Below are 23,748 nucleotides of genomic sequence, written 5' to 3' on the forward strand. Positions count from 1 at the left end.
ACCGTAGTTTGACGAGTGACCGTGGCTGATGGCGTTTCTCGATGAGCAATCGCGTGCCGTTTTATTCGAACCACCCGAAGCTTATGAAGATGCGCAAGCGCGCTATGCACTGACTTCCGAGGATATTGTCTTCGTCAAGGAGCATCGCCGGTCGCATAATCGGCTTGGCTTTGCGATCCAACTCGCACTGGTGCGTGATCTGGGCCGTCTGCTGCGAATAGGCGAAGTTCCACCTCAGGCGGTTGTCTCTGTTGTCGCCGACCAGCTGGGCATCGACCCTGCAGTGTTCGAGTTCTACGCCCAGCGCGACGAAACGCGCCGGGAACACGCGCGCGAGATCGTCTCTGCACTGGAGCTTCAGCCTGTCCGGACGAGTGACTATCGCGAGTTGATAACGGCGGCGGCACGCGAGGCGGCGGCCACTGAACAAGGTGCGCCGATCGCCAAGGCCGTGATCGAAGCCTTGAAGGAACGAAAGTTGCTCGTTCCTATGCCGGAGCTGCTGATCCGTCTGGCACTGGCCGGCCGGGCGGCGGCGCGTCGACAAGCCTATCGCGAATTGATCCGGGATCTGGAGCAGCCTTCGATCGAGGCGCTTGATCAGCTCCTCGCTGAGCGGGCCGGCGATCGGAGCCACCTTGGCTGGATTGCGGAAGCACCTGAAGGGGCGAAGCTGAAGAACCTCAAAGGCTTGATCGCCCGCCTCGAGGTATTGCGCTCAGCCGCCATTCCCGACGACCGTCGCAAGACGATCCATGCCAATCGCTACGGCATCATCGCCAGGGATGCACGCATTCTGCATGCCCGGGAGATACGACGCCTGACATCCGAACGTCGCTACGCCACGCTGGCCGCCTTCGTCATCGAGAGACAGGCGTCGATCACCGACCTGACGATCGACATGTTCTGCAAAATGATTGGGAGCAACCGCCGCAAGGCCGAGATCAGCCGCACGGAACGCCGGCTAAAAGAGGCCGAGGTTCTTGATGGGGTGGCGCTTGAGCATCTCAAGCTCGGCGAGGCGCTTCTGGCCGCTCGTGCGAGCAAAACCGATCTTGCATCGGCGATCGCAGCCTCCCTCGGCTGGGACGGATTGGTCGCCAGCATGGCGGCAGCCAGATCTGTCGTCCACCCTGATCGCAGTAACGAATTCGACGAGCTCATCAAGCGGCACAAATCGTTGCGCAAGCTGGGCAGACTGATGTTCCGCACGTTCTCGTTCCGGTCGTTTCGTGCTGATGATCCGATCCTTGTAGCAGTGGACCATCTGCGCGCGCTCTATGGCGGCCGGAAATTGCCGGCGCAGGTGCCGCTCGCCTTTCTGACCCGCAAATGGCGACGCTGCGTGCGCCCGAACAGTGCCGATATCGACCTGCGCGCCTGGGAAGTGGCGGTCCTCGTTCACCTGCGAGAGCGTCTGAGGGCCGGTGACATCTGGGTCGAAGGCAGCCGGGCATGGCGCAGTTTCGAGGATTATCTTCTGCCTCGGCCGATCTTCGAGCTGATGCGCGCCGAGGGGCGGCTCGGGCTCGCACTCCCCGACAGCTTTGCCGAATGGCGAGCAGAACGGACCGCCACGCTCGATGCGAAGCTGAAAGAGCTGGCAAAGGCGGCGGCTGCCAATGCTATTCCGGATGCAGCGATTTCCGACAAGGGCCTGTCGATCTCGCCGATCCGCGAGGAGGAGCGCGACAGCATCGTCGCGCTCAGCCGCCGACTATATGTTCTGGTGCCACGGATCAGGATCACCAGCCTGCTTGCCGAGGTGCAAAGCTGGACCAAATTCCTCGACAGCTTCACGCATTATCGTACCGGTGAGACGGCAAACGACGAGGCAGCGCTGATGGCAGCGATCCTTGCCGACGCCACCAATGCCGGAGCCGAACGTATGGCGGAAAGCTCACGCGGCGTCACGATCCACCAGATGATGCTGATGGTGGACAGGCATATGCGATCGGAAACCTACGCCACGGCGACCGCCGTGCTGGTCGATGCGCAGCAGGCCCATCCCTTTGCCGCGATCTGGGGTGACGGCCATATCTCCTCCTCGGACGGACAGTTCTTTCCGGCTGGCGGGCGTGGCGAAGCCAGCCTCGACTACAATGCAAAATACGGCAAGCGACCGGGGGCGTCGATCTATGGCTTCCTGTCCAACCGTTTTGCTTCCTTCTTCTCCCGCATGATCCAGGCATCCGAGGGCGAAGCCCCCTACGTTCTCGACGGCCTCCTTCACAACGAAAGCTCCGTCGAAATCTATGAGCACGCAACCGATACCGCTGGCGCCACCGAAACGACGTTCTCCATGTTCCACGCCTTTGGCTACAGGCTCATTCCCCGTATCCGCAATCTCGGCAATCGCAGGCTCTTTGTCATTGATCGCGATCCGGCTTACGAACCGCTCGACGCGCTGATCGCTGGAACCGTCAACATGGATGTCGTCGAGCACCACTGGGATGAGGTCTTGCGGCTGAAGGCTTCGATCGCTGCAGGTTTGGTGCCGCCTTCCGTCATCCTCAAGAAGCTGGCAGCGTCGCCGCGACAAAACCGGCTGAACCAGGCCCTGCGCGAAATGGGCCGGATAGAACGCTCGATCTTCATCTGCGACTGGCTGCTCGATACGAAACTGCGCCGCAGATCGCATGCGATCCTCAACAAGGGTGAAAGCCGTCATGCTCTCGCACGCGCCATCTTCCTCCACCAGCTCGGCGAATTGCGCAACCGCGTCGCCGAAACCATGGCTTACCGCGCGTCCGGTCTTAACCTCGTCGTCAACGCCATCATCCTGTGGAACACTGTCTATCTCAGCCGTGCTGTCGATTATATCAGCAGTCAGGGTATTATCATTCCGGACGAGCTGCTCTCCCAGGTCGCACCACTACCATGGGCGCATATCGCGCTCACCGGCGACTACCTCTGGAACGAAATTGACCGACCCCTCGAACGCTTCAGGCCAATCCGGGCTAACCGCTTCAATCCAAACAACTTCAAATTCCCTTAGCGTGTATTAATGTAGAAATGCCCACGGAGCCCCTCGATGCCGAGCACTTCCGCATAGTGGCAGGCGGCGAGTGCGCCGGCTGCCGGCCCGCTTTCGATCATGCGCACGGGATTGCGCCCCGCCGTCTCCGCCCCGACGACGCCGCCGGAACTCAGCATGATCAGCGGCGTATTGCCGAAACCCTCGTCCCGCAGCCGATCGCTGAGGCGACGCAGATAGGGCTGCGAGATCGGCATCGTATAGGCGTTGACAGTCGCGGTGGAGGCGCGCGGATACTCCCTGATCTGCGGCGCGACGTCCGACGAGGTGCAGATGAAGAGATCGTTCAGCAGCCGCGACAAGCGACCGGCGACGTAGGCCTCGTTCGACGAATTGACGAACGAATTCAAGAAGCAGATGGCGACCGACTGAGCGCCGCTCTTGCGAATGTCTGCTGCCAGGGCTTCGATCGCCTCGTCGGAGGGTGCCTGTGCGACCGTGCCGTCCGCAAGCGTTCGTTCTGCAATGCCGAAGGTCAGTTCGATCGGCACGAGCGGCTCGGGGAACTCGATCTGCGGATCGTACATGTCGTAGCGGTGCTCGTTGCGGATCGACAGCACGTCGCGGAAACCCTCCGTCACGACGAGTGCCGTCGGCGGCCCCTTGCGCTCGATCAGCGCGTTGGTGACGACGGTCGTCGCATGAACGATCACGCCATCAATCGCCTCCGAAGAGATGCCCGCCTTCTTGAGGACGGCATTGACACCGCCGAAGAAGCCACTGAGCAGGTCTTCATGGGTCGTCAGTGTCTTGTCGACGGACAGTCGGCCGTCTGAATTGCGAAGGACGATATCGGTGAATGTGCCGCCGATATCGACTGCAAGCGAATAGGTCATTCTTTTTCTCTCCATCCCAAACGTTCAGAGATCCGGTGCGCCGTGGCACGGACCTCGTCTATCTGCGCGCCGTCCGGCGAAGCGGCGATGAATTGCGTCGAGCCGACGATTGCGACCGAGCCGGCGATTTCGCCCCGGTGGTTGAAGACGGGTGCGGCAAGCGCATTGACAGCCGTCAGCAATTCGTCCGCCGCCATGGCCCACCCCTGGGCGCGTACTGTGTCGATCTCCTCGCGAAGACGGGCCGGATCGACGATGGTTTTCGGCGTCCAGGCCTGAAGCGGTGCGGCCATCGTCTGCTCAAACAGCGCTGGCTTGGCGAAGGCCAGCCAAACCTTTCCGTGCGCGGTCGCGTGGATCGACAGCTCCGTTCCCGGGCGGGTGCCGAATTCGATGACGGTGCGGCCGTGCAACAGATCCAGCACGACGAGCTTTCCATCGACCATTCCGCAAATCGTCACGGCCTGCCCGGTACGCTCGCGCAGGCCCGAAAGCTCGTCGCGCGCCGCCGTGGCGACCTCGAAGCGGTTGCGTACCGCTTCGCCCAGCATCAGCAGCTTGACGCCGGCCTCATAGCGGCTGGTCTCCTTATCCTGACGAACGAAGTCATGGCGCTGGAGCGTGACGAGGTGGCGGTAGACGGTGGCCTTGCTGGCGGAAAACGCCTTGGCGATCTGGGCCAGCGTCAGCGGCTGGTCCTGGGCTGCGAGGAACTCCACGATGCGCAACGCCATGTCGAGCGTGCTCGTTCCCGTTCCCAAGCGTTCCGCCTTACCGGAAACGTCGTCCATGGTGTTTCAATCCCCATGCGTTTCAAATAATGAAACATCGTTTTATTTTTAACGATATTTGCGCGACGTGCACCTGCTGTCAAGCGGCCAGATGCGACCAAGGGCCCATTCAGTGTTTTCGGCAGAGAATTCGGGGCAGTGCGGGCCGCCGTTTCACACTGCCGCGTCCCCCGTGGCCCGCGCTCTTTCAGGACGACTCAAATGCGAAAACGGTTCCAAGTTTCGCAGCCGGATTGCGCGCTTGTTGGAACCATTTTCCTTCTTGGCTGGACATCGGAGGAATAATGTGCGATTTATGTTCATATTGCGACGCGATATCGCATTTGCGAAATGGCGCTTCGCGCACATTTTCATCTCGCTGATTGCTTCATCGGCTTACGACAGACAAAGGAGAGCGCCCCGCTTCCGGAGCCGGGCCCGAGACAATATGGCTTATGCAACTGAGAGCGACCTTCCGGGGAACGACCGACCGGTCAAGATCAGTATCAGGAACGTGTTCAAGGTCTTCGGCGATCGGCCGGAGAAGGCCATCGAGCTGCTCGAGGCGGGCGGGACCAAGTCGGAAATCCATGCCGCAACGGGCTGCACGATCGGCGTCAAGGATGCGAGCTTCGACATTCTCGCAGGTGAGATCTTCGTCATCATGGGGCTTTCAGGCTCCGGCAAGTCCACCATGCTGCGCCTTATCAACCGCCTGATCGAACCCACTTCCGGATCGATCGAGATCGAAGGCCGCGACGTGGCGCGCATGCCGCGCAGCGAATTGATCGCCCTTCGCCGACGCGACATCAGCATGGTCTTCCAGTCGTTTGCACTGCTTCCCAACCGCACCGTCATCGACAACGCCGCCTTCGGCCTGGAAGTCGCAGGCATCGGCGAGGAAGAGCGCCGGCAGCGCGCCCGCGCCGCGCTCAGGGCTGTCGGGCTGGATGGCCACGACGAAAGCCGCATCGATCAGCTTTCAGGGGGCATGAAGCAGCGTGTCGGACTTGCCCGGGCTCTGGCCAATGAGCCGACGGTGCTTTTGATGGACGAAGCCTTCTCCGCGCTCGACCCGCTCATCCGCACCGAAATGCAGGACGAGCTGGTACGTCTGCAGGCCGAGCACAGCCGCACCATCGTCTTCGTCAGCCACGACCTGGACGAGGCCATGCGCATCGGCGATCGCATCTGCATCATGCAGAACGGCGAGGTCGTCCAGGTCGGAACGCCCGACGAGATCGTGCTGAAACCGGCCAACGACTACGTCCGCTCCTTCTTCCGCAATGTCGACGTCTCGCAGGTATTTCGCGCCGGCGACGTCGCCCGCAGGACGCAGGTGACGATCATCGAGCGCCAGGGCGTATCCGCTGCCGCTGCGCTGGAGCGCATGGACCACCACGATCGCGACGTCGCCATCATCCTCGGCCGTGACAAGCGCTATCACGGCATGGTCAGCCGCAGTTCGCTGATCCGGACCAACCGCGACGGCGCAAGCGATCCCTACCGGCACGCCTTCCTGCCCGACATCGAGCCGATCCCGGCCTCGGAAAGTCTTTCCAACGTCCTCGGCAAGGTGGCGGCCAGCGCCTTTCCCGTGCCCGTCGTCGACGAGGCCAATCGCTACCTCGGCTCAATCAGCAAATCCGCGCTTCTCGAAACGCTCGATCGCAGCGCCTGATCCAGCCCGTCCGGAGAAAATCCATGACTTTCGATATCGGTGACGGCGTCGACAGCGCCGTCAACTATGTTCTCGACAATTTCGCTCCCCTGCTCGACATGATCGCGGCCGCGATCGGCGCGGTGACGAACAGCATCCAGGCGACGCTTCTGGCGACGCCGATGGTCCTTGGCCTTGCCATTTTCGTGCTGCTTTCCCTCTGGCGTGTCGGCTTAGGCTTTGCGGTCTTCACGGCCCTGTCGCTATGGCTCGTCGAACATATGGGCCTTTGGTCCGCCATGATGGAGACGCTGTCGCTGGTCCTTGCCTCGACGCTCGTCGCCATGGTGATCGGCCTGCCGCTCGGCATCGCAATGGCGCGCAACGACCGTGTCGCCGCCGGCGTGCGGCCGGTGCTCGATCTCATGCAGACCATGCCCGCCTTCGTCTACCTGATCCCCGCGGCAATGTTCTTCGGACTGGGTGCCGTTCCCGGCACGATAGCGACCGTCATCTTTTCGATGCCGCCCGTCGTGCGTCTCACCAATCTCGGCATCCGACAGGTCCATGCGGAGTTCATCGAGGCCGGCAACGCCTTCGGCTGCACCGCCACGCAGCTGCTCTTCAAGGTGCAGCTTCCCAACGCCATGCCCTCCATCATGGCCGGCATCAACCAGACCATCATGCTGTCGCTGTCCATGGTGGTGATCGCCTCGATGATCGGCGCCGGCGGTATCGGCAACACCGTGTTGACCGGCATCCAGCGCCTCGATGTCGGCACCGGCTTCGAGGGCGGTATCGCCGTCGTCATCCTCGCGGTGATCCTCGACCGGATCACGCAGAGCCTCGGAAAGCAACGCGCCGGGCTCTGGCGCGCGCTCTTCCACCGTCAGGCACAACAGCCCTTGGCCTCCCCGGCTACGGCCTGACGCCTGAAATGGCGGCCTTCGCGCCGCAGATGCGAACCTTCAAGAAGGAGCAACCATGTTCAAGACACTCGCTACAATCAGCCTTGCGGCCGGAGTTTTCGCCGGCACGCTTGGAGCGGCGCTCGCGGAAGACAAGGCGCCGGTGAAGATCGGCTGGTCCGCCTGGTCCGACGCCGAATTCGTGACCAAGCTGGCAGCCAAGCTCATCAAGGACGAGCTTGGCCGGGACGTCGAACTGGTCCAGACGGACGTCGCCCCCCTATATCAGGGCGTGGGTCGCGGCGACCTCGACGCCATGATGATGGCCTGGTTGCCGCAAACGCATGCCGACTACTTCAAAAGGGTGAAGGACAAGGTGACGACGCTCGGCACTGTCTATGACGGGGCGAAACTCGGCTGGGTCGTGCCGGCCTATGTCCCCGAAGACGCGATTGCCTCGATCGAAGATCTCAACAAGGACGACGTGAAGGAAAAGCTGAAGGGCCGGGTCGACGGTATCGATCCGGGTGCCGGCCTGACGCGCCTTTCCGAACAGGCCATCAGGGACTACGCGCTGGACGACTACAAGCTGCAGGTCTCCAGCGAGGCGGGCATGCTGACGTCCGTCGACCGCGCAATCCGCAACAAGGAGTGGTTCGTCGCCACATCCTGGAGCCCGCACTGGATGTTCGGCAAGTATGAGCTGCGCTACATCGCCGACCCGAAGGGTTCGCTCGGCAAGGCGGAGCATGTCGACGTGATCGCGCGCAAGGATTTCCAAAAGGACGATCCGAAGGTCGCAGCCTTCCTGTCGCGCATGAAGCTGCCGATCGACGATCTGGAGGCTGCGATGTTCAACGCGCAGGAGACCTCGTACGAGGAGGCGGTCGACAAGTACATCGCCGACCATCCGGACCAGATTAAAGCCTGGCTCGAGAAGGAAGAAGGCTGACGCCGTCAATCCGGTCGCAATCTCGCCCCGCGGTCGCTTCGCGGGGCGTCCGTTCTGGAATGGAAGGATCTGACATGTACAAGAACGACACCCTTGCGCCGCATGCGCCGATCGACGGAGCTTGCGACACGACCGGCGGAAGGATCTCGCTCGCCCGCGACGCTGCCGGCCTCACGGTGGAAGAGATTTCCGCCGTCGCCGGCGTCACTGCCGAGACGTGGGCGAACTGGGAGAACGACAGGTCGGAGCCACGCGCCAATCGCCTCGACATGCTCGCGGGCATCCTGCAGGTCAGTATCGCCTGGCTGCTTGTCGGTCAGGGTGAAGGTCCGACAGCCCGCAGTCGATAAGCGTCATTCGCAAGACAGCTTCACGACCGCGCCCAGCAGGGCGCGGGCGCCGATCATGATGTGGTCGTCGGTGACGAACTCTGCTTCGTTGTGACTGACGCCGTTGCGGCAGGGCACGAAGATCATCGCCGACGGCGCGATCCTGTTGACGAAGAGGGCATCGTGGAAGGCGCCCGAGATCATGGGGCGGCAAGCGATGCCCTGTGCAGCGCAGCCGTCTTCGATAGCCTGCGCGACATGCGGCGAGAAACGACCGGGCGGCATGTCGACGCGCTGTTCGATGACAGTCTTGCAGCCCAATCGTTCACCTGCGGCCTGACATTCATCGCGGACCCGCCGTTCAATCGCGGCAAGGATGGTGGCGTCCGGATGGCGGATATCGACCGTGAAGGAAACCCGACCCGGTATGACATTGATTGAGCCGGGTTCGGCGGCGATCCGGCCGACCGTCAGGCGGGCATCGGGGTCGGAGGGCATGATGTCGCCCTGGATGCGCACAATGGCGGCGGCCGCCGCCGCCATCGGGTCCTTGCGAAACTCGAGCGGCGTGGTGCCCGCATGGGCAGCTTCGCCCGAAAAGGCGACCTCCAGCCACTTTGTACCCTGAACGGCGGTGACGATACCGATGGGAACGCCCTCGCGTTCGAGGATCGGCCCTTGTTCGATATGCAATTCTACAAAAGCAGAGATGGTGTGTCCTATCGGACTTATTTCCGCTTCAGGCAGGTCATTCAGCGTTGCGGCCAGTTCGTCGGAAAAACGCGCGCCATCCGTTGCCGCCACCGAATGCCAGTCCGTCACATTCGCCACACCGGCAAAGGCCATGGACCCCATGCAGCCCGGCGAAAAGCGGCTGCCCTCCTCGTTGGTGAAGGCGACGACCTCGATGGCCCGGTCCGTCTCGATGCCGGCATCAGCAAGCGCTTCCAGCGCCTCGAAGGCTGTGAGCGTGCCCAGCGCGCCATCGAAACGCCCACCGGTCGGCTGGCTGTCGAGATGGCTTCCTATGAGAAGCGGCGCAAGCGCCGCATCGCGACCCTCCCGACGGATGAAGAGATTGGCAACCTCGTCCTGGAACACCGTGAAGCCGCGGGCAAGCGCGCGCTCGACCAGTAGCCGGCGCGCGGCACGGTCTTCGACGCTCAATGCCTGCCGGTTCACGCCACCGGCGGGCGTTGCGCCGATCGCCGCGAAATCGGCGACGGACTTGAGGAGGCGCGCGGCGTTGACCTCCGGCGTTGTCTTCATCGGCCGAGGCCTGCGATGAAGCGCTTCACCCGGTCCGGCTCGACTGCATTCCACCAGACGCCGTCATATTTGAGGGCGCTTGCGATGATGACCCCGTCGGCGACGGACAGGATGTCGTTGGCGTTGTCGTGGGTGACGCCGCTTCCGACCAGCGTCGGCAACGAGCCCGCCTCCTTGATCATGCGAATATAACCGAGATCTGCGGCATGGCCGGTGCGCTGGCCGGTGGCGATGACGACGTCGGCGTCGAAGAAAACAAGGTCCTTGACCTGCTCTTCCACCGGCCGGTCGGCGACAATGGCATGTGCCCCGTGCTTCACGTGGGCATCGGCGAAGATGCGAATGCCGCGGGCGCGAAGATGGGCGCGATAGCGCATGGCGCGCGCAGATTCACCTTCGACGATACCTTCGTTGGCAATGTAGGCATTGGCCCACTGGTTGACGCGGATGAAGGATGCGGACGAAGCCGAGGCGATGGCGAGCGCGGGGATCGATGCGTTGGCCAGCACATTGATGCCGATCGGCCGGCCGAGTTCGCGACGGATTCGGTCGGCGACGACGGCCATATGGGCGGAGGTTTCGTGACCGATATCGTCAGGTTTGGCGAAGGGCACGTCGCCGTGGTTCTCAACGATCACGGCATCGCAGCCGCCCGAAAGATAGGCTCGCGCGTCCGAAAGGCCGCGTTCGTAGATTGCCTCCACGCCTTCGTCGTCGTAGCGCGGTGCGCCTGGCAGCGGCATGAGGTGCACCACGCCGATCACCGGCTTGTCGCGCCCGAAAAGCGTCTTCAGCGTGTCGTTGTCCTGCCGTCCGATGGGGTTGCTCATGGTGATCACACGTTTTCCAGTTTCAATGTCTTGGTGAGGGCGGCGAGTTCCGCCCGGGAGGGGAAGGAGGCGAGCGTCCCGGAACGGCCGACCGCGATCCCCGCTGCCTGTGTCGCAAGTTTCGCGGCGTCAATGAGCGCAGCGCCCTGTGCGAGAAGACCGGCGATCGTTCCTGCAAAGCAATCGCCGGCGCCACTGGTGTCCACCGCCTCGATCTTCTCGGCGGATATGTGAAGGCAGGAGGATGCGTCCAGCACCAGAGCTCCTGCAGGGCCGAGTGTCACGATGACGCCTTCTGCACCCATGGCATGGAGCCGACCGGCTGCGCTTTCGGCATCGGCTTCGCCGGTCAATGCCTCGGCCTCGGGCCGATTGCAGACGAGAAGCGACACTGTCGTCAGATCCAGCGGTTCAACAGGAAGAGGGCTGGGATTGAGGACCGTAAAGAGCCCGGCATTCCTGCCCGCTTTCAGGCTGGCAGCCGTAGCCTGGGAACCAAGATTACCCTGCATCAGCAGCATGTCGCCGGGTTGCCAGGTTCCTCCGAGCGCGCTCATGGCGAGCGGGTCGAAAGCCTCTGCGCAGGCGGCGGCGGTGACGATGACGTTCTCGCCCTCGCGATCGATCAGGATCACCGAGCGATCGCACGGCAGATCAAGGCGCGACAGACGCAGCTCAGGGATTTCAACGGAAAGCAAGCCTTCCATCCTGTCGCCGACGGCATCCCTGCCGACGGGCGCCCAGAACGTAACCGGGGCGCCCGTGCGAGCGGCTGCGACGGCCTGGTTTGCGCCCTTGCCGCCCAATCCCTCGCCGGCAGCGGCTGCGTTCAGCGTTTCGCCCGGCTGCGGCAACCGCTCCAGGCGAAAACTCGTATCGACGCAGACATTGCCGACGACATGGATGGTCATGGTGGCGGACCTTCCGTTCAGTCCGTCGCCCATGCGAGCATCTGCTCGAACAGGGTCTTGTAGCCCGGCCAGGCAATGAATTCCGGCGGCAGCCAATGCGGTCCGACGTCGGAGGTCCAGACCAGCGTGCGGCCTTCGCCATACGTGCCGGTGACGAGCAGCGGCAGCGAGCCGTATTCGGACGAAACGGTCATCAGCTGGTTGGCCCCGTCCTTCAGCGTCACCTCATTGAAGCCCAGCAGATAGGGGAACTCGCCGGAGATGCCCGAAAGGATCGGATGCGACGCATCGCCGGAGACGACAGGCGTAAAGCCCTCCGGCACCTCAACGCGGTCGTCGATGGAAAGGCAGGCCACCGGCAGAACCTCTTCGACCGCCGTATTGCGGAAGCGCGCGCCGCCATTGATGCCCTGGAAGGAATAGTAGCCGCCGAACATCAGGAGAGCACCGCCCTTGGCTACGTATTCGCGCAGCAATTTCAAGCGGTTTGGCGTACGGCGGGAATGGATCCAGGTGTCCGGATGCAGAAGCAGCGTGTTGGCGCCGATGTCGGAAAGCACGATCGCGTCATAGGCCTGCAGCCCTTCGAGCGTGCTTGGAAATTCCTTCTGAGCCTCGTGCGCCGGCATGAAGGTGACATCGAACGGGCTGTCCTTCAATGCCTTCAGCAGTTCGTCGGCACCGGTATGGTAGGTGACGGTCGGGAACTGGTCGAAGCCCTTGATGTGGGTCGCGGTCGAAACCCAGGATTCGCCGGCGAGCAGCACTTTCTTCTTGGTCATGAAAACTCCTTGGACGATTGGCCGGCGCCTAGCGCGCAGCGGAAAAGACTGATTTCGGATTGTCGACCAGCATTTGGTCGATGGCCGTCTGGTCGACGCCGTGGCGCTTCAGCCGTGGCAGGAAGTGCTTGAGGATGTAGCCGTAGCCGAATCCGCCGTAGCGCGTCAGCATGATCTTCAGGAAGACATCCTGCGACAGCAGCAGCCGGTCGCCAAACCCCTTGTCGACAAGGGCGGCGATGGCGCGCGCGTTCTCCTCGTCGGAGGGCGACTGGGCGTCCTGGTCGGCGTAGTAGTAGTCCATGCCGATCATGTCGTATTCGAGGAAGGCCCCGCGCCGGGCGAGCGCCATCTGGTAATCCAGATCGTTGTGGCTGGGGTTCATGTGGCAAAGGACGGTATGGCGCAAGTCTGCCCCCTCCTCCTCCACAACGTCAAGCACGCGGTGGGCCAGACGCTCCCAACCCGGCAGGTGGATGGAAAGCGGCAGGCCGGTGATGCGCGCCGCCCGCGCCGAAGCGCGCAGAGACTTCTCTTCCTCGGCAGTGAAGTTGCGACTGACGCCGACCTCGCCGATGATGCCGGCCATGATTTCTGGCTGGCGCTCGCCACCGCCGACATCGTCGACGATGAACTGCGTCACCTCTTCCACGCTCATCGCCTTGAGCCAATCGGGATGGGTGTGTTCGAGATAGAAGCCGGTGCCCATGATGATCCTGAGCCCCGACATGCGGGCGATACGGGCAAGGCCCGGCGCATCGCGACCGATGCCGAAGTTCGTCGTCTCGACGACCGTGCAGCCGCCGAGCGCCTGGAAACGCTTCAATTCGCCGAGTGCGAGGTCGCCGTCATCGAGCGAGACGTTGTCCCGGTTCATGTACGGGTTCATGCGCAGTTCGCCGATGATCTCGATCGAGACCTTCTGTTCGGCTATCGCCTTCTCGTCGGGATGGCAAGGGCAGATCCAGCTGGTCGCGCCGTCGAGAAAGATATGCTCGTGCATCAGCGTCACGCCGAGTTCGTCCACCTGCACCGGGCCGGTGACGGTCATGGCGGTGCCTGAGTTGACGCCGATCGGATGGCGCGGCCTCGGCGTTTCGGTGAAGAGGTCGTCGAGCATCTTCAGCGTCCTTTCGCCCCGCCGCGGAACAGGCGGAAATTCAGCCAGATGGCAACGAGGATGATGAAGCCGGTGACGATCGGCGTGAAGAAAGGCGAAAGGTGCGAGAGGATGAGGCCGTTTGCCAGCACGGCAACTGTCAGCGCACCGAGGATCGTGCCGGTGAGCGAGCCGCGTCCGCCAAAGAGGCTGGTGCCACCGAGCACCACGGCCGCGATGACGTCGAGCTCGAAGCCCTGCCCTGCATTCGATGAGCCGGAACCGAGACGGGCGGAGAGGATGACGCCGGCCGCCGCCGCCGCCGTGCCGGAGAGCACATAGACCCAGAGAATGACCCGGCGCGTGTTTACGCCCGCCCGCCGCGTCGCCTCGGCATTCGCCCCGACGCCCGTCACGTATCGGCCGAAATGGGTTTCGTTGAAGGCGATATAGGCGACGGCGAGTATGACGATGGCGATCAGCGCCGGCGCCGGAATGCCGAGCACCCAGGCGCGGCCGAGTGCCACGAAGGGGCTCGTCGGTTCGATCGGGATCGAATAGCCGCCGGTGATGAGCAGTGCAAAGCCGCGGATGACGGAAAGGCCGGCCAGCGTCACGATGAAGGCGGGAATCCGCTCATAGGCGATGAAATACCCCTGGATGACGCCGACCACGCCACCGAGCAGAAGCATCAGCAGGATGGCGAGCGGCCATGGCACGCCGGCCTGAAGGGTTGCGGCCGAAAGGGTGGCTGTCAGTGCCAGCACGGAGCCGACCGAGAGATCGATACCGCCTGTCGTGATGACGAAGGTCATGGCGGCTGCCACGATGAGCAGCGGGGCGGATTGCCTGATGACGTTGAGCAGGTTCGGCGCCGTGAGGAAGGCATCCGTCGTCACCGAGAAGAACAGGCAACAGACGACGAAGAACAGCGCGATCGACATGACGCCGCCATTGGCCACGACCTTGTCGAGGATCGTCGCCTCGCGCATGCGCGGCGGGTGGCTGGCATAGGCGTTGGGTTCGGAGCTCATGCGGAGGCGCCTTTTTCCCGGTTGTGGCCTGCGGACCGGGCGGCAAACTTTCGCCCGACGATGAGATTGACGACGTCCTCGATATTCGTGTCCTCGATACGCCGCTCGGCGACGTTGCGCCCCTCATACATCACCTGGATGCGGTCGCAGACGAGGAAGAGATCCTGCAGGCGATGGGTGATGAGGATTACGGAAACGCCGCGTTGCGAGACGGTGCGGATGAGTTCAAGCACCGCTTCCACCTCGGCGACGGCGAGCGCTGCCGTCGGTTCGTCCATGATGAGTACGGACGGATTGAAGGACGCGGCGCGGCCGATCGCGATCGATTGGCGCTGTCCGCCCGAGAGGTTTTCGACCTTCATGCGCGTATCGGGGATGACGATGCCGAGATTGGAAAGCATGTCGCGCGCCCGCTCGTGCATCAGCTTCTTGTCGAGCATCGGCACGCCCGCAAACCGCCTTCGGCTCGCGGCCGAGAAAGAGATTGCCGGCGACATCGATCGTGTCGCAGAGCGCGAGGTCCTGGTAGACCATCTCGATGCGGGCGGCGCGTGCATCCGCCGGCGAGGTGAAGGCGACTTGCTTGCCGTCGATCTCGATCGTGCCCGCGTCGGGGATTACCGCGCCTGACAGCACTTTGCTGATGGTGGATTTGCCCGCGCCATTGTCGCCTACCAGGCCGAGGACTTCCCCGGGCTTCAGGTCGAGCGAGGCGTTGTCGAGCGATTGCAGAGCGCCGTAGCGCTTGGAGATGCCGGTCATGCGGACGCGGCTTACATGCGTGTCGGTCATGTTCAATGGCCCTTGCAGGAAATCCGGCCGCCCAGTCTACTCTTGATGCTGCAATTCCGGACGCAAAACTGCTGTGCGTTTTCGCTGGAATTGCCGGAAAACTGGGCGACGGCGGCAGTTCGGCTTACTTGAACATTTCGCGATATTGGTCGACGTTCGCCTTGGTCACGATCGTCACGGGCACGTTGATGATCGGGTCGATCTTCTCGCCCTTCTTCACCTTGACGAGCGCTTCCACGGCGGCCTTGCCTTCACCGGCCGGGTCCTGCTGGATCACGGCGGTGACGAAGCCCTGGTCGATGCCGTCGATGGCGGATTTCGTCAGGTCCCAGCCAAACACCTTGATGCTGTCGCCGCGGCCCTGGCTGGCAACGGCGGAGACCGCGCCAAGCAGCGCCGGCTCACCGGTAGCATAGAGCGCATTCATGTCGGGATTGGCGGTCATCAGGTTTTCTGCAGCCGAGAGTGCGACGTCCTGCACGTTCTGGCCATCGACCGTGTTGAGGAAGTCGACCTTCTGGCCGCCCTCGGCGACTGCGGCCTTGAACCCGTCGAGACGCTGGTTCTGGATGAAGGAATTGAGCGCGCCGACGACGCCGACCTTGGCTGCGCCACCCATGTCGCTCTTGACGTAGTCGGAGAAGAACTTGCCGATCTCTTTGCCGGCTGCGGTGTTGTCCACGCCGACGAAAGCGATGTTGTCGCCATCGGGGATCTGCGCGTCGATGGCGATGACCGGGATGCCGGCGTTCTTGGCGGCGGTGATCGCCGGCTTGACGCCGTTCACGTCGATGGCGACCAGAATGATGCCATCGACCTTCTGGGTGATGTAGGTCTCGATCGCGTCGTTCTGGGCGGAAGGCACGTTGTTGGCGTTGAAGATGACGAGGTCGACGCCAGCCGCCTTTGCAGCCTCGTTGGCACCGTCGTTGATCTGGTTAAAGAAGAGGGCCTGCTGGTTGATGGTGACGAGGGCGAAAGTATCGGCGAAGGCATTGGCGGCGCCCATCGAGAGCGTCATGGCGACGGCTGCAGCGCAGCCGAGCAGATATTTGGTCCGACCCATTTTGATGTTCCCCTTGTTTGAAGCCTCAGGCGGCAACCGGAATTTACGGGAGGCATTATTCAAGTTACTTGAATTCATGTCAAGCAACTTGAATTGCTGTCGCTCGAACAGTGGGGATTTGGAAATTTTCGATATACATCAGAATGTTGGCGGCGTGTTGACCCAGAAGATCGAGGCGCGCTCGGTGCCCATGTTACGGTACCAGTGGGCAAGTTCGGAATTGAACACGAAACTGTCGCCCGCGGAAAGGCGGAAGGACTTGTCGCCGATCATCAGTTCGATCTCGCCGACAAGCACATATCCCACCTCTTCGCCGACATGCTGGATCGGCCCGGCGCTCTCGCCACCCGCATCGATGTGGTGGATGTTGCACTGGAGCAGATGCCCGGGCGAATAGGGGATGATGCGCTCGAGCGAGATGCCCTCGCCGCGCCGCAACGGGTCGAGGGCGATCAGCGGACGGGTTCCGGCGCGAAAGACCACGCCCTCCTCGCCATCGGTTTCCTCGAACATCCAGCCGATGTTGGAATCGAGCGCCTGCACCAGACGGTGCAGCATCGGAAGCGAGGGCGAGGCCTTGCCGTTCTCGATCTTCGACAACAGGCTTTCCGAGCAATCCGCCGCCTGCGCCAGTGCCTTCAGCGTCAGTCCCCGCGTCTGGCGAGCGAGCTTCAGACGCGCACCGAGCCGCACCGGGTTCGATTGGGTTTTGTCCTCCCGGCTGCTTTCAGACGGCGAAGGCGGCTTGACCATATTCATGTGACGGTATCGCGTTGATCGAGGAGACGACAATAATTCCTTCCATCAAGGCGTGTCCAGAGAGGAGGCCGCCCGTGTCCCATTGCGCGTCCAAGCCCCGCCCGACTTTTCGTCACCCGCGGCGGGCGTAAAGAATGCCGCACAAAACGATCACGCCGCCAATTGCCTGGGTCAGGCCGATGCCTTCGCCAAGCACGACTACGCCGAGAAGGGCGGCCACGACGGGCTGCAGCAACAGGGTGAGCGCGGAGAAGGATGTCGGGAGATAGGCAAGCGCATAACTGATCGCCACCTGCCCGCCGGCATGGCTGATCAATGCGAGGCCGATGAGCATGCTCCATCCGTAAGCCGTGACCGGGAATAGCTGGCTCTCGGTCAGAAGGGCGACCGGCAGCAGGCAGATTGCGGCCGAAGCCGTGCTCCACAGCATGACGCGCAACGTATCGAACCGGCTTCGCAGCCGGGCGACGCACAGCATGTAGCCGGCATAGAAAAGGGCTGCAAGCGCCGCAAGGGCATCACCTCCCCGGTCGCCAGCGGAGAGGCCACTGAACCCGCCCTTCAGGACGACGATGCCGGTCATCGCAACGGCAAGCCCCAGGAGGAAAGTCGGGGTAATCCTGGCGCCAAGGAACAGCCAGCCGATCGCGGTCACGAAGACGGGGGCGAGATTTGCAAGGAGGGTGGCATTGGCAACCGTGGTTACATGGATCGAGGCGTGCCATGCCACGAGATCGGCGGCAAGGAACAGCCCCGGCAAGGCAAGCATGGCTGCGTCCCGCACTCCTTCCGGTCTCACCGTTTGCCGTTGGTCAACGCTCCGGAAGTACAGGGTGAGCGGCACCAGCGCCAACGCGACGCGCCAGAAGGCGGTCGCCATCGGGCCCACCTCCGAAAGGCGCACGAAGATTGGCGAGCCGCCAATGGCGATCCCGCCCGCGAGAAGTGCGAGCAAGGCCAGCCGGCTGCGGGCAGCGGGTGCCGTGGCGGCGAGTTGCGTTGTCGACACGGCGTCATCCAGTTCTGCAGGGATCCAGGCGGTGCAGCGTTAGACGCTCACGGCAAAAACCGCAACACAATCGCCTGCCTTGACCAGGCCCGGAAAATGCCTTGCGCAGAGCATGCCGTCCATTCTCGCGCGCACGTCCGAGGGGGCCACGCCCGTTCGTCCCAAGGGATAGATGCGGGCGACGACCTGGCCCTTTAGGACCGTTTCCCCCAAGTCGACCATCGGCTCGATCAGCCCGTCGCCCTCGGCAAAGGCGAAGCAATCGCCGTCCGGCATATCGAGCCAACGTGTTTCGGAGATCTCCGGCTCACCTTCGATGATGCCGGCCTCGCGCAGCATGTTCCGGACCCCGCGCTTGGCGATGCCGGCGCTCCTTGCGGTTGCCGTGCCTCCGCCGCCAAGCTCGGTGGTGACGAAAACTTTGCCCATTTCCTCGGCCGCCGTGTCGTACATGCCGACAGCATCGATCTCGAGCATCTTCATCGAATAGGGTGCGGAAAACGCCTGTACGAGCGAGAAGGCGCGCGCCTCCAGCACCTTGTCGGGCACGATATGAGCGGCGCAGAAAGGCAGGAAATCCAACGTCTTGCCGCCCGAATGGAAATCAAGCACGACATCGGCAAGCGGCAGGAGTTCGCGCTGGAAATAGTCGGCGATCTTCTGCGTGACCGTGCCATCGGGCCGACCCGGAAAGCTGCGGTTCAAATTGCCCTTGTCGATCGGCGACGTGCGGGTGGCGGCGACAAAGGCGGGATAATTCATCGCCGGAACGATGATGACCCGACCGGAGATTTCCTCCGCCTTCAGGGTCCGGGCAAGATCGAACAGGGCGATCGGCCCCTCGTACTCGTCTCCGTGGTTGCCGCCGGTGAGAAGGGCCGTCGGCCCCTCCCCGTTCTTGATGACGGTGATCGGGATCATCACCGATCCCCAGGCGGAATCGTCCCGGCTGTAGGGCAGGCGAAGAAAGCCGTGCTGGACACCGTCTGCCGAATAGTCGACCGTCGGCGCGATCGGCGATGCGCGCAGTTCCGTTTCGCTCATGGCCGGTCTCAATCCTTGACCAGCAGCTTGCGCGGAACGTCGGCAAGGCATTCGACGCCGGTCTCGGTGATCAGGATGCTCTCCGTCGTCTCGAAGCCCATGTCTTCAAGCCATAGTCCGGTCATGAAATGGAAGGTCATGCCCGGCCTGAGCTCGGTGCGGTCGCCCGGACGCAGGCTCATGGTGCGCTCGCCCCAGTCCGGCGGATAGGAGATGCCGATGCCGTAGCCGGTGCGGTTGTCCTTGACGATGCCGTACTTCTTGAGCACTGCGAAGAAGGCGTTGGCAATGTCCTCGCAGGTATTGCCGGGTTTGGCGACGGCAAGCCCGGCCTCCATCCCCTCCAGCGTTGCCTTTTCGGCATCGAGAAAGGCCTGGGTTGGCTTGCCGAGGAAGACCGTGCGCGACAGCGGCACGTGATAGCGGTTGTAGCAGCCGGCAATCTCGAAGAAGGTGCCTTCGCCCCTTTTCATCGGCCGGTCGTCCCAGGTCAGGTGCGGCGCGGAAGCTTCGACGCCCGAGGGCAACAACGGCACGATGGCCGGATAGTCGCCGCCGATGCCGTCGACCCCGCGCGTGCCCGCATCGTAGATCTCTGCCACCAGATCGCATTTGCGCATGCCAACCTCGATCTTGTCGAAGATGCGCTGGTGCATGCCTTCGACGATGCGCGCGGCATTGCGCATATACCTGATCTCGGTCTCGCTCTTGACGGCCCGCTGCCAGTTGACGAGGGCCGTGACATCGACGAACCGCGCATTCGGCAGGTGCCTGACGAGCGAAGCGAACGCGGCGGCCGAGAACCAGTAGTTGTCCATTTCGACGCCTATGGTCAGCCTGTCGTAGCCGCGCTCGACGAGTTTGGCCGCAAGATAGTCCATCGGGTGGCGCTCGGTGGACTGCACGTAGTGATCGGGATAGCCGATGATGTTCTCGTGCTTGAGATAGGCGGTGAGCCTGGCGCCGTTGGCGTCCTGCCCTCGCCCGTACCAGATCGGTTCGCCCGTCGGCGGCACGATAACGGCCTGGTGGACGTAAAAGGACCAGCCGTCGTAGCCCGTAAGCCACGCCATGTTCGAGGGATCGCTGACGATCAGCAGATCGACCCCTTTCGCCTCCATCGCCTTGCGCGTCGCGGCGAGACGCGCTTCGTATTCCCCAAGGGAAAACTTGAGGTTGGGTTGGGTCATGTTTCTCCCTCATTCTCCGGCAATGCCGGTCTCAACTGTCGAATGACGTGCCCGCGCCGGCCGATCCGGCACGCGCGAAGGCGAGCGTTGCGATTGCGGTGTCCTGGATGCCCGTTCCGGTGAGGTCGGCCAGCGTGATCTGTTCAGGAGTGCTGCGCCCTGGTTTCAGGCCGGCGACGATCTCGCCAAGTTCGGCGAAGCCGGCGTCCGGCTCCACCAGTCCGGCCTTGATGGCATGATGCAGTTCCCCCAAGCGGCGGGTCTGGCTCAGGCTGTCGGCGACGTACAGATCCGCCCGCGCGACGATTGCCGGATCGATCTCGTTCTTGTGCTCCGCATCCGATCCCATCGCCGTGACGTGCTGTCCGGGCTGCAGCCAGCTGGCCTGAAGGATGGGCTTTTCCGAAGGGGTGGTGGTGACAATGATGTCTGCGCCGGCGACGGCGGATTGCGGGTCTGCAGTTGCCGTCACCGGAATGCCGAAGGCGCCTGTCAGTTCGCCGGCCAGCTTTTCAGCCTTCGCGGTGTTACGCGCCCATATCCGCGCCTCACGGATCGGCCGAACCAGCATGAGTGCCTGCAATTGCAGCCGTGCCTGCATGCCTGCGCCGAAGATTGCAGCAACGGCCGCATCCGGCCGGGCCAACTGCCTTGCGGCGACGGCGCCGGCGGCCGCCGTTCGCACATCCGTCAGATAACCGTTGTCGAGCAGCAGCGCCTGGATGAGGCCGGTCTTCGCCGACAGAAGCACCATCATGCCGTTGGTGCTCGGCAGGCCGATGTCGGGATTGCCGAAGAAGCCGGGGCTGATCTTGATGGCGAAGCCGTCCAGCCCCGGGACATAGGCGGTCTTCACGTCCACCTCGCCGCGGTGCTCGGGGATGTCGAGTCGAAGGATCGGCGGCATGGCGACGGCCTTGGTCGCCAGCGCGTGAAAGGCATCCTGCACGCAGGCAACAGCCTCGGCGTCCAGCTTCACGATCGATTTCAGATCGGCCTCGGTCAGTATGATCATCCGGCTCATGCCGCCACCTCTCCCTGAACAGGCATTGCGCCGTTGATGATCTTGCGATGCAGCGTCATGTCGACGTTGCGGCCGGACAGAATGGCGACGACAGGCCCGGACGATCGGATCCGCCCGGCAAGAAGTGCGGCGATACCGACCGCGCCGGCTCCCTCGAGGATCTCACGTTCGACGCCATAGGCGTGCCGCATGCCCGCGGCAATCTCCACTTCCGAAAGCAGCAGCACATCGTCGAGCAGATCTCGGCACATGGCGAAGGTCAGAGCATTGTCGAGCCCGATGCCACCGCCGAGCGAATCCGCAAGGCTTGGCAGTTCGTCCACCTTGACCGGATGCCCGGCATCGAGGCTTGCCTTCATCGCAGCACCCCGTTCCATGGTAAGCCCGATCACCCGCGTCTTCGGGTTCCGGCTCTTGACGGCCGCCGCCACGCCGGCCGCAAGCCCGCCGCCGGAAAGCGGCACGAGCACGGTGGCGGTATCGGGCAGCTGCTCCATGATTTCCAGCCCCAGCGTGCCCTGCCCGGCGATGACGGCGGCATCGTCGAAGGGTGGCACCATGACCATGCCCTTTTCCGCCACCAGCCTGTTTACCTCCTCCTGTGCCTCGTCCTGCGAACTGCCGACGATGCGGACCTCCGCGCCGAGCCGGTGGATTTCCGCGACCTTGTTTTCCGGCACCAGCCGCGACATGCAGATGGTCGCCACCGCACCTTCCGCCTTTGCCGCATGGGCCAGCGCCCGGCCATGGTTGCCGGTGGAGGCGGCGACGACGCCACGGGCGCGCTCCGCCGGTGTCAGCGACAGGACCGCGTTCGTCGCCCCGCGCAGCTTGAAGCTGCCGGTCGTCTGATGGTGTTCGAGTTTGAGATAGGCGGGAACTCCGGCCATCTCCTGCAGCGCGACGGACTGCACCATCGGCGTCCGCAGGACCCGCCCGGCGATACGGGCGGATGCGGCACGGATGTCATCGAGCGAAACGGAGGCTGGTTGCGCGCACATAGGATCAACCTGCCGCATAGGGCTTGGTCATGAGCATGCCGAGCTCCGGTAGCGGGGTCGCGTCGCCGCACAGGCGCAGGCATGCCCAGGCCGTCGCGAGGTTGCTGCTGACCACGGGCTTGCCAAGCGCCGTCTCGATGCGCGGGGCGACCTCGGCTGCGCGAACCGCGGTGCAGGAAATGAACAGCGCGTCGGATTCCGGCGCCATTGCTTCCTTTGCGAAGGCTGTGATTTCGTCATGAGAAATTCGCGCCATCTCCCGGTCATCGGTCAGCCCGAGGCAGGTGAAGCGATCGATCTGGAAATCGCGATCTGCGAAATAGCGCGCCATCGGCCTGCTGGTCTCGACCGTATAAGGCGTCAGAACCGAGATCCGCCTCGCGTCCACCGCCTTGAGCCCGCGGACTGAGGCTGCGGTCGGTGTGACGACGGGAACCCCCGGCTTTGCCGCCTGCACGGCCGTCTCGATCGCCCCGTCGCCGATGACGACGGAAGCCGAGGTGCAGGAATACAGGACGACGTCGAGCGGCTCGTCCGGCAGGATGAGGGAGGCGCCAGCCGTGAGTTCCGGCTGCATTCTCATCAGGTTTTCCGGTGTCACCGGATTGGCGTAGGGGATGCGGGTCGCATAGACGCCGATGCGATCGCTCGCCACCATGCGCTGGAAATCGACCTCGGTTGTGTGATCGGTGGCTAGGACGATCAGCCCCACCCTCTTGGCTAGCGGGCGATCGTCCAGCCGCGGCGCGCGGCTTGCGCTGTCAATTCTGATGTCGGTCGCAATCATCGCTCATCCACCCGTGCGTAACGATTTTCGAGGAACCGCAGCCCAACCACGGAGATCAGGCTGATCACCAGGAAGAACACGCCGACCAGCGTCATCGGCTCGATGTAGCGGTAGCTGCTGTTGGCGACGCTTTTTGCCTGGTTCATCAGTTCCAGTACGGTGATGGCCGACAGCAGCGGCGTCTCCTTGAACATGGCAATGAAATAGTTGGCGAGCGCCGGGATCATCGGCGGGATGGCCTGCGGCAGGATCACATGGATCCAGGCCTGTCGCGTGGTGAGATTGGTGGCCCGTGCCGCCTCCCATTGCCCGCGCGGCACATTGTCGATGCCGGCGCGGTAGACCTCGGCCGCATAGGTGCCGTAGTGGATGCCGAGCCCGATCACGCCGGCGACCAGCGGCGACAGCCGGATGCCGATATCCGGAAGCACGTAGAAGATGAAATAGAGTTGCACCAGCAGCGGCGTGCCGCGGATAAAATCGGCGAAGAAGCCGACCGTGCGCGAAACCACAGCGTTGTGCGAACGCCTTGCGATCGCCAGCACAAGGCCGAAGACGGCGGCGACGAGCGCGCCGAGGACCGTGGCAAGGATCGTGATCTTCAATCCCTGGAGGAGGGTCGGCAGGATCTGCCAGACAAATGTCCAGTCCCATTCCAT

At 63.2% G+C, this 23,748-nt stretch carries 22 protein-coding genes and 1 pseudogene; 5 read left to right on the forward strand and 18 right to left on the reverse strand.

Features of this window, described 5'->3' with window-relative positions:
• The first annotated feature begins 28 nt into the window (after positions 1 to 28).
• Positions 29 to 2,998, forward strand: a complete 2,970-nt coding sequence (locus tag CRO48_RS24110; RefSeq protein WP_003501156.1) for a Tn3 family transposase — start codon at positions 29 to 31, stop codon at positions 2,996 to 2,998.
• On the opposite strand, the gene CRO48_RS24115 is transcribed toward CRO48_RS24110, so the two are convergent.
• Positions 2,995 to 3,873, reverse strand: coding sequence for a hydantoinase/oxoprolinase N-terminal domain-containing protein (locus tag CRO48_RS24115; RefSeq protein WP_176526872.1), 879 nt, complete (start codon positions 3,871 to 3,873; stop codon positions 2,995 to 2,997). The genes CRO48_RS24110 and CRO48_RS24115 overlap by 4 nt on opposite strands.
• On the reverse strand, positions 3,870 to 4,664 hold the full coding sequence (locus CRO48_RS24120) for an IclR family transcriptional regulator (protein WP_097142323.1): 795 nt from the start codon (positions 4,662 to 4,664) through the stop codon (positions 3,870 to 3,872). Before CRO48_RS24120 ends, CRO48_RS24115 begins: the two co-directional genes overlap by 4 nt.
• A 427-nt stretch (positions 4,665 to 5,091) precedes the next feature.
• Here CRO48_RS24120 and proV point away from each other — a divergent pair, with 427 nt between their 5' ends.
• From proV to CRO48_RS24140, 4 genes are all read left to right on the forward strand, one after another.
• Positions 5,092 to 6,324, forward strand: a complete 1,233-nt coding sequence (gene proV / locus CRO48_RS24125; RefSeq protein WP_097142324.1) for a glycine betaine/L-proline ABC transporter ATP-binding protein ProV — start codon at positions 5,092 to 5,094, stop codon at positions 6,322 to 6,324.
• A gap of 23 nt (positions 6,325 to 6,347) precedes the next feature.
• Positions 6,348 to 7,232, forward strand: coding sequence for an ABC transporter permease (locus tag CRO48_RS24130; protein WP_097142325.1), 885 nt, complete (start codon positions 6,348 to 6,350; stop codon positions 7,230 to 7,232).
• Positions 7,233 to 7,287: 55 nt separating this feature from the next.
• A complete protein-coding gene (locus CRO48_RS24135) occupies positions 7,288 to 8,163 on the forward strand; it encodes a glycine betaine ABC transporter substrate-binding protein (RefSeq protein WP_097142326.1) in 876 nt (291 codons plus the stop codon).
• A 74-nt stretch (positions 8,164 to 8,237) separates the two neighbouring features.
• On the forward strand, positions 8,238 to 8,513 hold the full coding sequence (locus CRO48_RS24140) for a helix-turn-helix domain-containing protein (protein ID WP_097142327.1): 276 nt from the start codon (positions 8,238 to 8,240) through the stop codon (positions 8,511 to 8,513).
• 3 nt (positions 8,514 to 8,516) lie between these two features.
• Here the strand turns inward: CRO48_RS24140 and CRO48_RS24145 are convergent, their stop codons facing one another.
• From CRO48_RS24145 to ehuD, 16 genes and pseudogenes are all read right to left on the reverse strand, one after another.
• Complete coding sequence (locus CRO48_RS24145) at positions 8,517 to 9,761, reverse strand: Zn-dependent hydrolase (protein WP_097142328.1); 1,245 nt, start codon at positions 9,759 to 9,761, stop codon at positions 8,517 to 8,519.
• On the reverse strand, positions 9,758 to 10,591 hold the full coding sequence (locus CRO48_RS24150; RefSeq protein ID WP_097142408.1) for a BtpA/SgcQ family protein: 834 nt from the start codon (positions 10,589 to 10,591) through the stop codon (positions 9,758 to 9,760). The genes CRO48_RS24145 and CRO48_RS24150 overlap by 4 nt, the downstream gene beginning before the upstream one ends.
• A gap of 5 nt (positions 10,592 to 10,596) precedes the next feature.
• The gene (locus tag CRO48_RS24155; protein ID WP_342588289.1) at positions 10,597 to 11,535 is read right to left on the reverse strand and encodes a PfkB family carbohydrate kinase; all 939 of its coding nucleotides are present in this window, start codon (positions 11,533 to 11,535) and stop codon (positions 10,597 to 10,599) included.
• Positions 11,520 to 12,284, reverse strand: coding sequence for a glutamine amidotransferase (locus CRO48_RS24160; protein WP_097142329.1), 765 nt, complete (start codon positions 12,282 to 12,284; stop codon positions 11,520 to 11,522). Before CRO48_RS24160 ends, CRO48_RS24155 begins: the two co-directional genes overlap by 16 nt.
• Positions 12,285 to 12,312: 28 nt before the next feature.
• Entirely contained in the window at positions 12,313 to 13,404 is a 1,092-nt protein-coding gene (locus CRO48_RS24165; protein ID WP_097142330.1) for a phosphotriesterase family protein, read from the reverse strand.
• A 2-nt stretch (positions 13,405 to 13,406) separates the two neighbouring features.
• The gene (locus CRO48_RS24170; RefSeq protein ID WP_097142331.1) at positions 13,407 to 14,417 is read right to left on the reverse strand and encodes an ABC transporter permease; all 1,011 of its coding nucleotides are present in this window, start codon (positions 14,415 to 14,417) and stop codon (positions 13,407 to 13,409) included.
• Positions 14,414 to 15,209: pseudogene (locus tag CRO48_RS24175) on the reverse strand (ATP-binding cassette domain-containing protein). The gene CRO48_RS24170 and the pseudogene CRO48_RS24175 overlap by 4 nt, the downstream one beginning before the upstream one ends.
• Positions 15,210 to 15,333: 124 nt before the next feature.
• A complete protein-coding gene (locus CRO48_RS24180) occupies positions 15,334 to 16,275 on the reverse strand; it encodes an ABC transporter substrate-binding protein (protein ID WP_097142332.1) in 942 nt (313 codons plus the stop codon).
• Between the two features lie 138 nt (positions 16,276 to 16,413).
• Entirely contained in the window at positions 16,414 to 17,028 is a 615-nt protein-coding gene (locus CRO48_RS24185) for a cupin domain-containing protein (protein ID WP_407071953.1), read from the reverse strand.
• A gap of 118 nt (positions 17,029 to 17,146) precedes the next feature.
• On the reverse strand, positions 17,147 to 18,043 hold the full coding sequence (locus CRO48_RS24190; protein WP_245423649.1) for a DMT family transporter: 897 nt from the start codon (positions 18,041 to 18,043) through the stop codon (positions 17,147 to 17,149).
• Between the two features lie 39 nt (positions 18,044 to 18,082).
• Complete coding sequence (doeB, locus tag CRO48_RS24195; protein WP_097142334.1) at positions 18,083 to 19,087, reverse strand: N(2)-acetyl-L-2,4-diaminobutanoate deacetylase DoeB; 1,005 nt, start codon at positions 19,085 to 19,087, stop codon at positions 18,083 to 18,085.
• 8 nt (positions 19,088 to 19,095) lie between these two features.
• Positions 19,096 to 20,277 carry an ectoine hydrolase DoeA gene (doeA, locus tag CRO48_RS24200; RefSeq protein ID WP_097142335.1) on the reverse strand — a complete coding sequence of 394 codons (1,182 nt, stop codon included), beginning with the start codon at positions 20,275 to 20,277 and terminating at the stop codon, positions 19,096 to 19,098.
• A 31-nt stretch (positions 20,278 to 20,308) separates the two neighbouring features.
• Positions 20,309 to 21,301 carry an ectoine utilization protein EutC gene (eutC, locus tag CRO48_RS24205; RefSeq protein ID WP_097142336.1) on the reverse strand — a complete coding sequence of 331 codons (993 nt, stop codon included), beginning with the start codon at positions 21,299 to 21,301 and terminating at the stop codon, positions 20,309 to 20,311.
• Positions 21,298 to 22,302 (reverse strand): hydroxyectoine utilization dehydratase EutB, encoded by a 1,005-nt coding sequence (gene eutB, locus CRO48_RS24210; RefSeq protein WP_097142337.1) that lies wholly within the window; start codon positions 22,300 to 22,302, stop codon positions 21,298 to 21,300. The genes eutC and eutB overlap by 4 nt, the downstream gene beginning before the upstream one ends.
• 4 nt (positions 22,303 to 22,306) lie before the next feature.
• Complete coding sequence (gene eutA, locus CRO48_RS24215) at positions 22,307 to 23,089, reverse strand: ectoine utilization protein EutA (RefSeq protein WP_097142338.1); 783 nt, start codon at positions 23,087 to 23,089, stop codon at positions 22,307 to 22,309.
• Positions 23,086 to 23,748, reverse strand: coding sequence for an ectoine/hydroxyectoine ABC transporter permease subunit EhuD (gene ehuD / locus CRO48_RS24220; protein WP_097142339.1), 663 nt, complete (start codon positions 23,746 to 23,748; stop codon positions 23,086 to 23,088). Before ehuD ends, eutA begins: the two co-directional genes overlap by 4 nt.

The sequence above is a fragment of the Rhizobium subbaraonis genome (assembly GCF_900220975.1).
GTDB lineage: Bacteria > Pseudomonadota > Alphaproteobacteria > Rhizobiales > Rhizobiaceae > Mycoplana > Mycoplana subbaraonis.

What these genes read in the sequence shown, in the direction of transcription:
- CRO48_RS24130 (WP_097142325.1), top strand. Translation starts at nt 6,348, where the DNA reads ATGACTTTCGATATCGGTGACGGCGTCGACAGCGCCGTCAACTATGTT.
- CRO48_RS24180 (WP_097142332.1), bottom strand. Translation starts at nt 16,275, where the DNA reads ATGGGTCGGACCAAATATCTGCTCGGCTGCGCTGCAGCCGTCGCCATG.
- CRO48_RS24185 (WP_407071953.1), bottom strand. Translation starts at nt 17,028, where the DNA reads ATGGTCAAGCCGCCTTCGCCGTCTGAAAGCAGCCGGGAGGACAAAACC.
- CRO48_RS24165 (WP_097142330.1), bottom strand. Translation starts at nt 13,404, where the DNA reads ATGCTCGACGACCTCTTCACCGAAACGCCGAGGCCGCGCCATCCGATC.
- proV (WP_097142324.1), top strand. Translation starts at nt 5,092, where the DNA reads ATGGCTTATGCAACTGAGAGCGACCTTCCGGGGAACGACCGACCGGTC.
- CRO48_RS24135 (WP_097142326.1), top strand. Translation starts at nt 7,288, where the DNA reads ATGTTCAAGACACTCGCTACAATCAGCCTTGCGGCCGGAGTTTTCGCC.
- CRO48_RS24115 (WP_176526872.1), bottom strand. Translation starts at nt 3,873, where the DNA reads ATGACCTATTCGCTTGCAGTCGATATCGGCGGCACATTCACCGATATC.
- CRO48_RS24150 (WP_097142408.1), bottom strand. Translation starts at nt 10,591, where the DNA reads ATGAGCAACCCCATCGGACGGCAGGACAACGACACGCTGAAGACGCTT.
- CRO48_RS24170 (WP_097142331.1), bottom strand. Translation starts at nt 14,417, where the DNA reads ATGAGCTCCGAACCCAACGCCTATGCCAGCCACCCGCCGCGCATGCGC.
- CRO48_RS24120 (WP_097142323.1), bottom strand. Translation starts at nt 4,664, where the DNA reads ATGGACGACGTTTCCGGTAAGGCGGAACGCTTGGGAACGGGAACGAGC.
- doeA (WP_097142335.1), bottom strand. Translation starts at nt 20,277, where the DNA reads ATGACCCAACCCAACCTCAAGTTTTCCCTTGGGGAATACGAAGCGCGT.
- eutB (WP_097142337.1), bottom strand. Translation starts at nt 22,302, where the DNA reads ATGTGCGCGCAACCAGCCTCCGTTTCGCTCGATGACATCCGTGCCGCA.
- CRO48_RS24145 (WP_097142328.1), bottom strand. Translation starts at nt 9,761, where the DNA reads ATGAAGACAACGCCGGAGGTCAACGCCGCGCGCCTCCTCAAGTCCGTC.
- CRO48_RS24160 (WP_097142329.1), bottom strand. Translation starts at nt 12,284, where the DNA reads ATGACCAAGAAGAAAGTGCTGCTCGCCGGCGAATCCTGGGTTTCGACC.
- eutC (WP_097142336.1), bottom strand. Translation starts at nt 21,301, where the DNA reads ATGAGCCGGATGATCATACTGACCGAGGCCGATCTGAAATCGATCGTG.
- CRO48_RS24155 (WP_342588289.1), bottom strand. Translation starts at nt 11,535, where the DNA reads ATGGGCGACGGACTGAACGGAAGGTCCGCCACCATGACCATCCATGTC.
- doeB (WP_097142334.1), bottom strand. Translation starts at nt 19,087, where the DNA reads ATGAGCGAAACGGAACTGCGCGCATCGCCGATCGCGCCGACGGTCGAC.
- CRO48_RS24110 (WP_003501156.1), top strand. Translation starts at nt 29, where the DNA reads ATGGCGTTTCTCGATGAGCAATCGCGTGCCGTTTTATTCGAACCACCC.
- eutA (WP_097142338.1), bottom strand. Translation starts at nt 23,089, where the DNA reads ATGATTGCGACCGACATCAGAATTGACAGCGCAAGCCGCGCGCCGCGG.
- CRO48_RS24140 (WP_097142327.1), top strand. Translation starts at nt 8,238, where the DNA reads ATGTACAAGAACGACACCCTTGCGCCGCATGCGCCGATCGACGGAGCT.
- ehuD (WP_097142339.1), bottom strand. Translation starts at nt 23,748, where the DNA reads ATGGAATGGGACTGGACATTTGTCTGGCAGATCCTGCCGACCCTCCTC.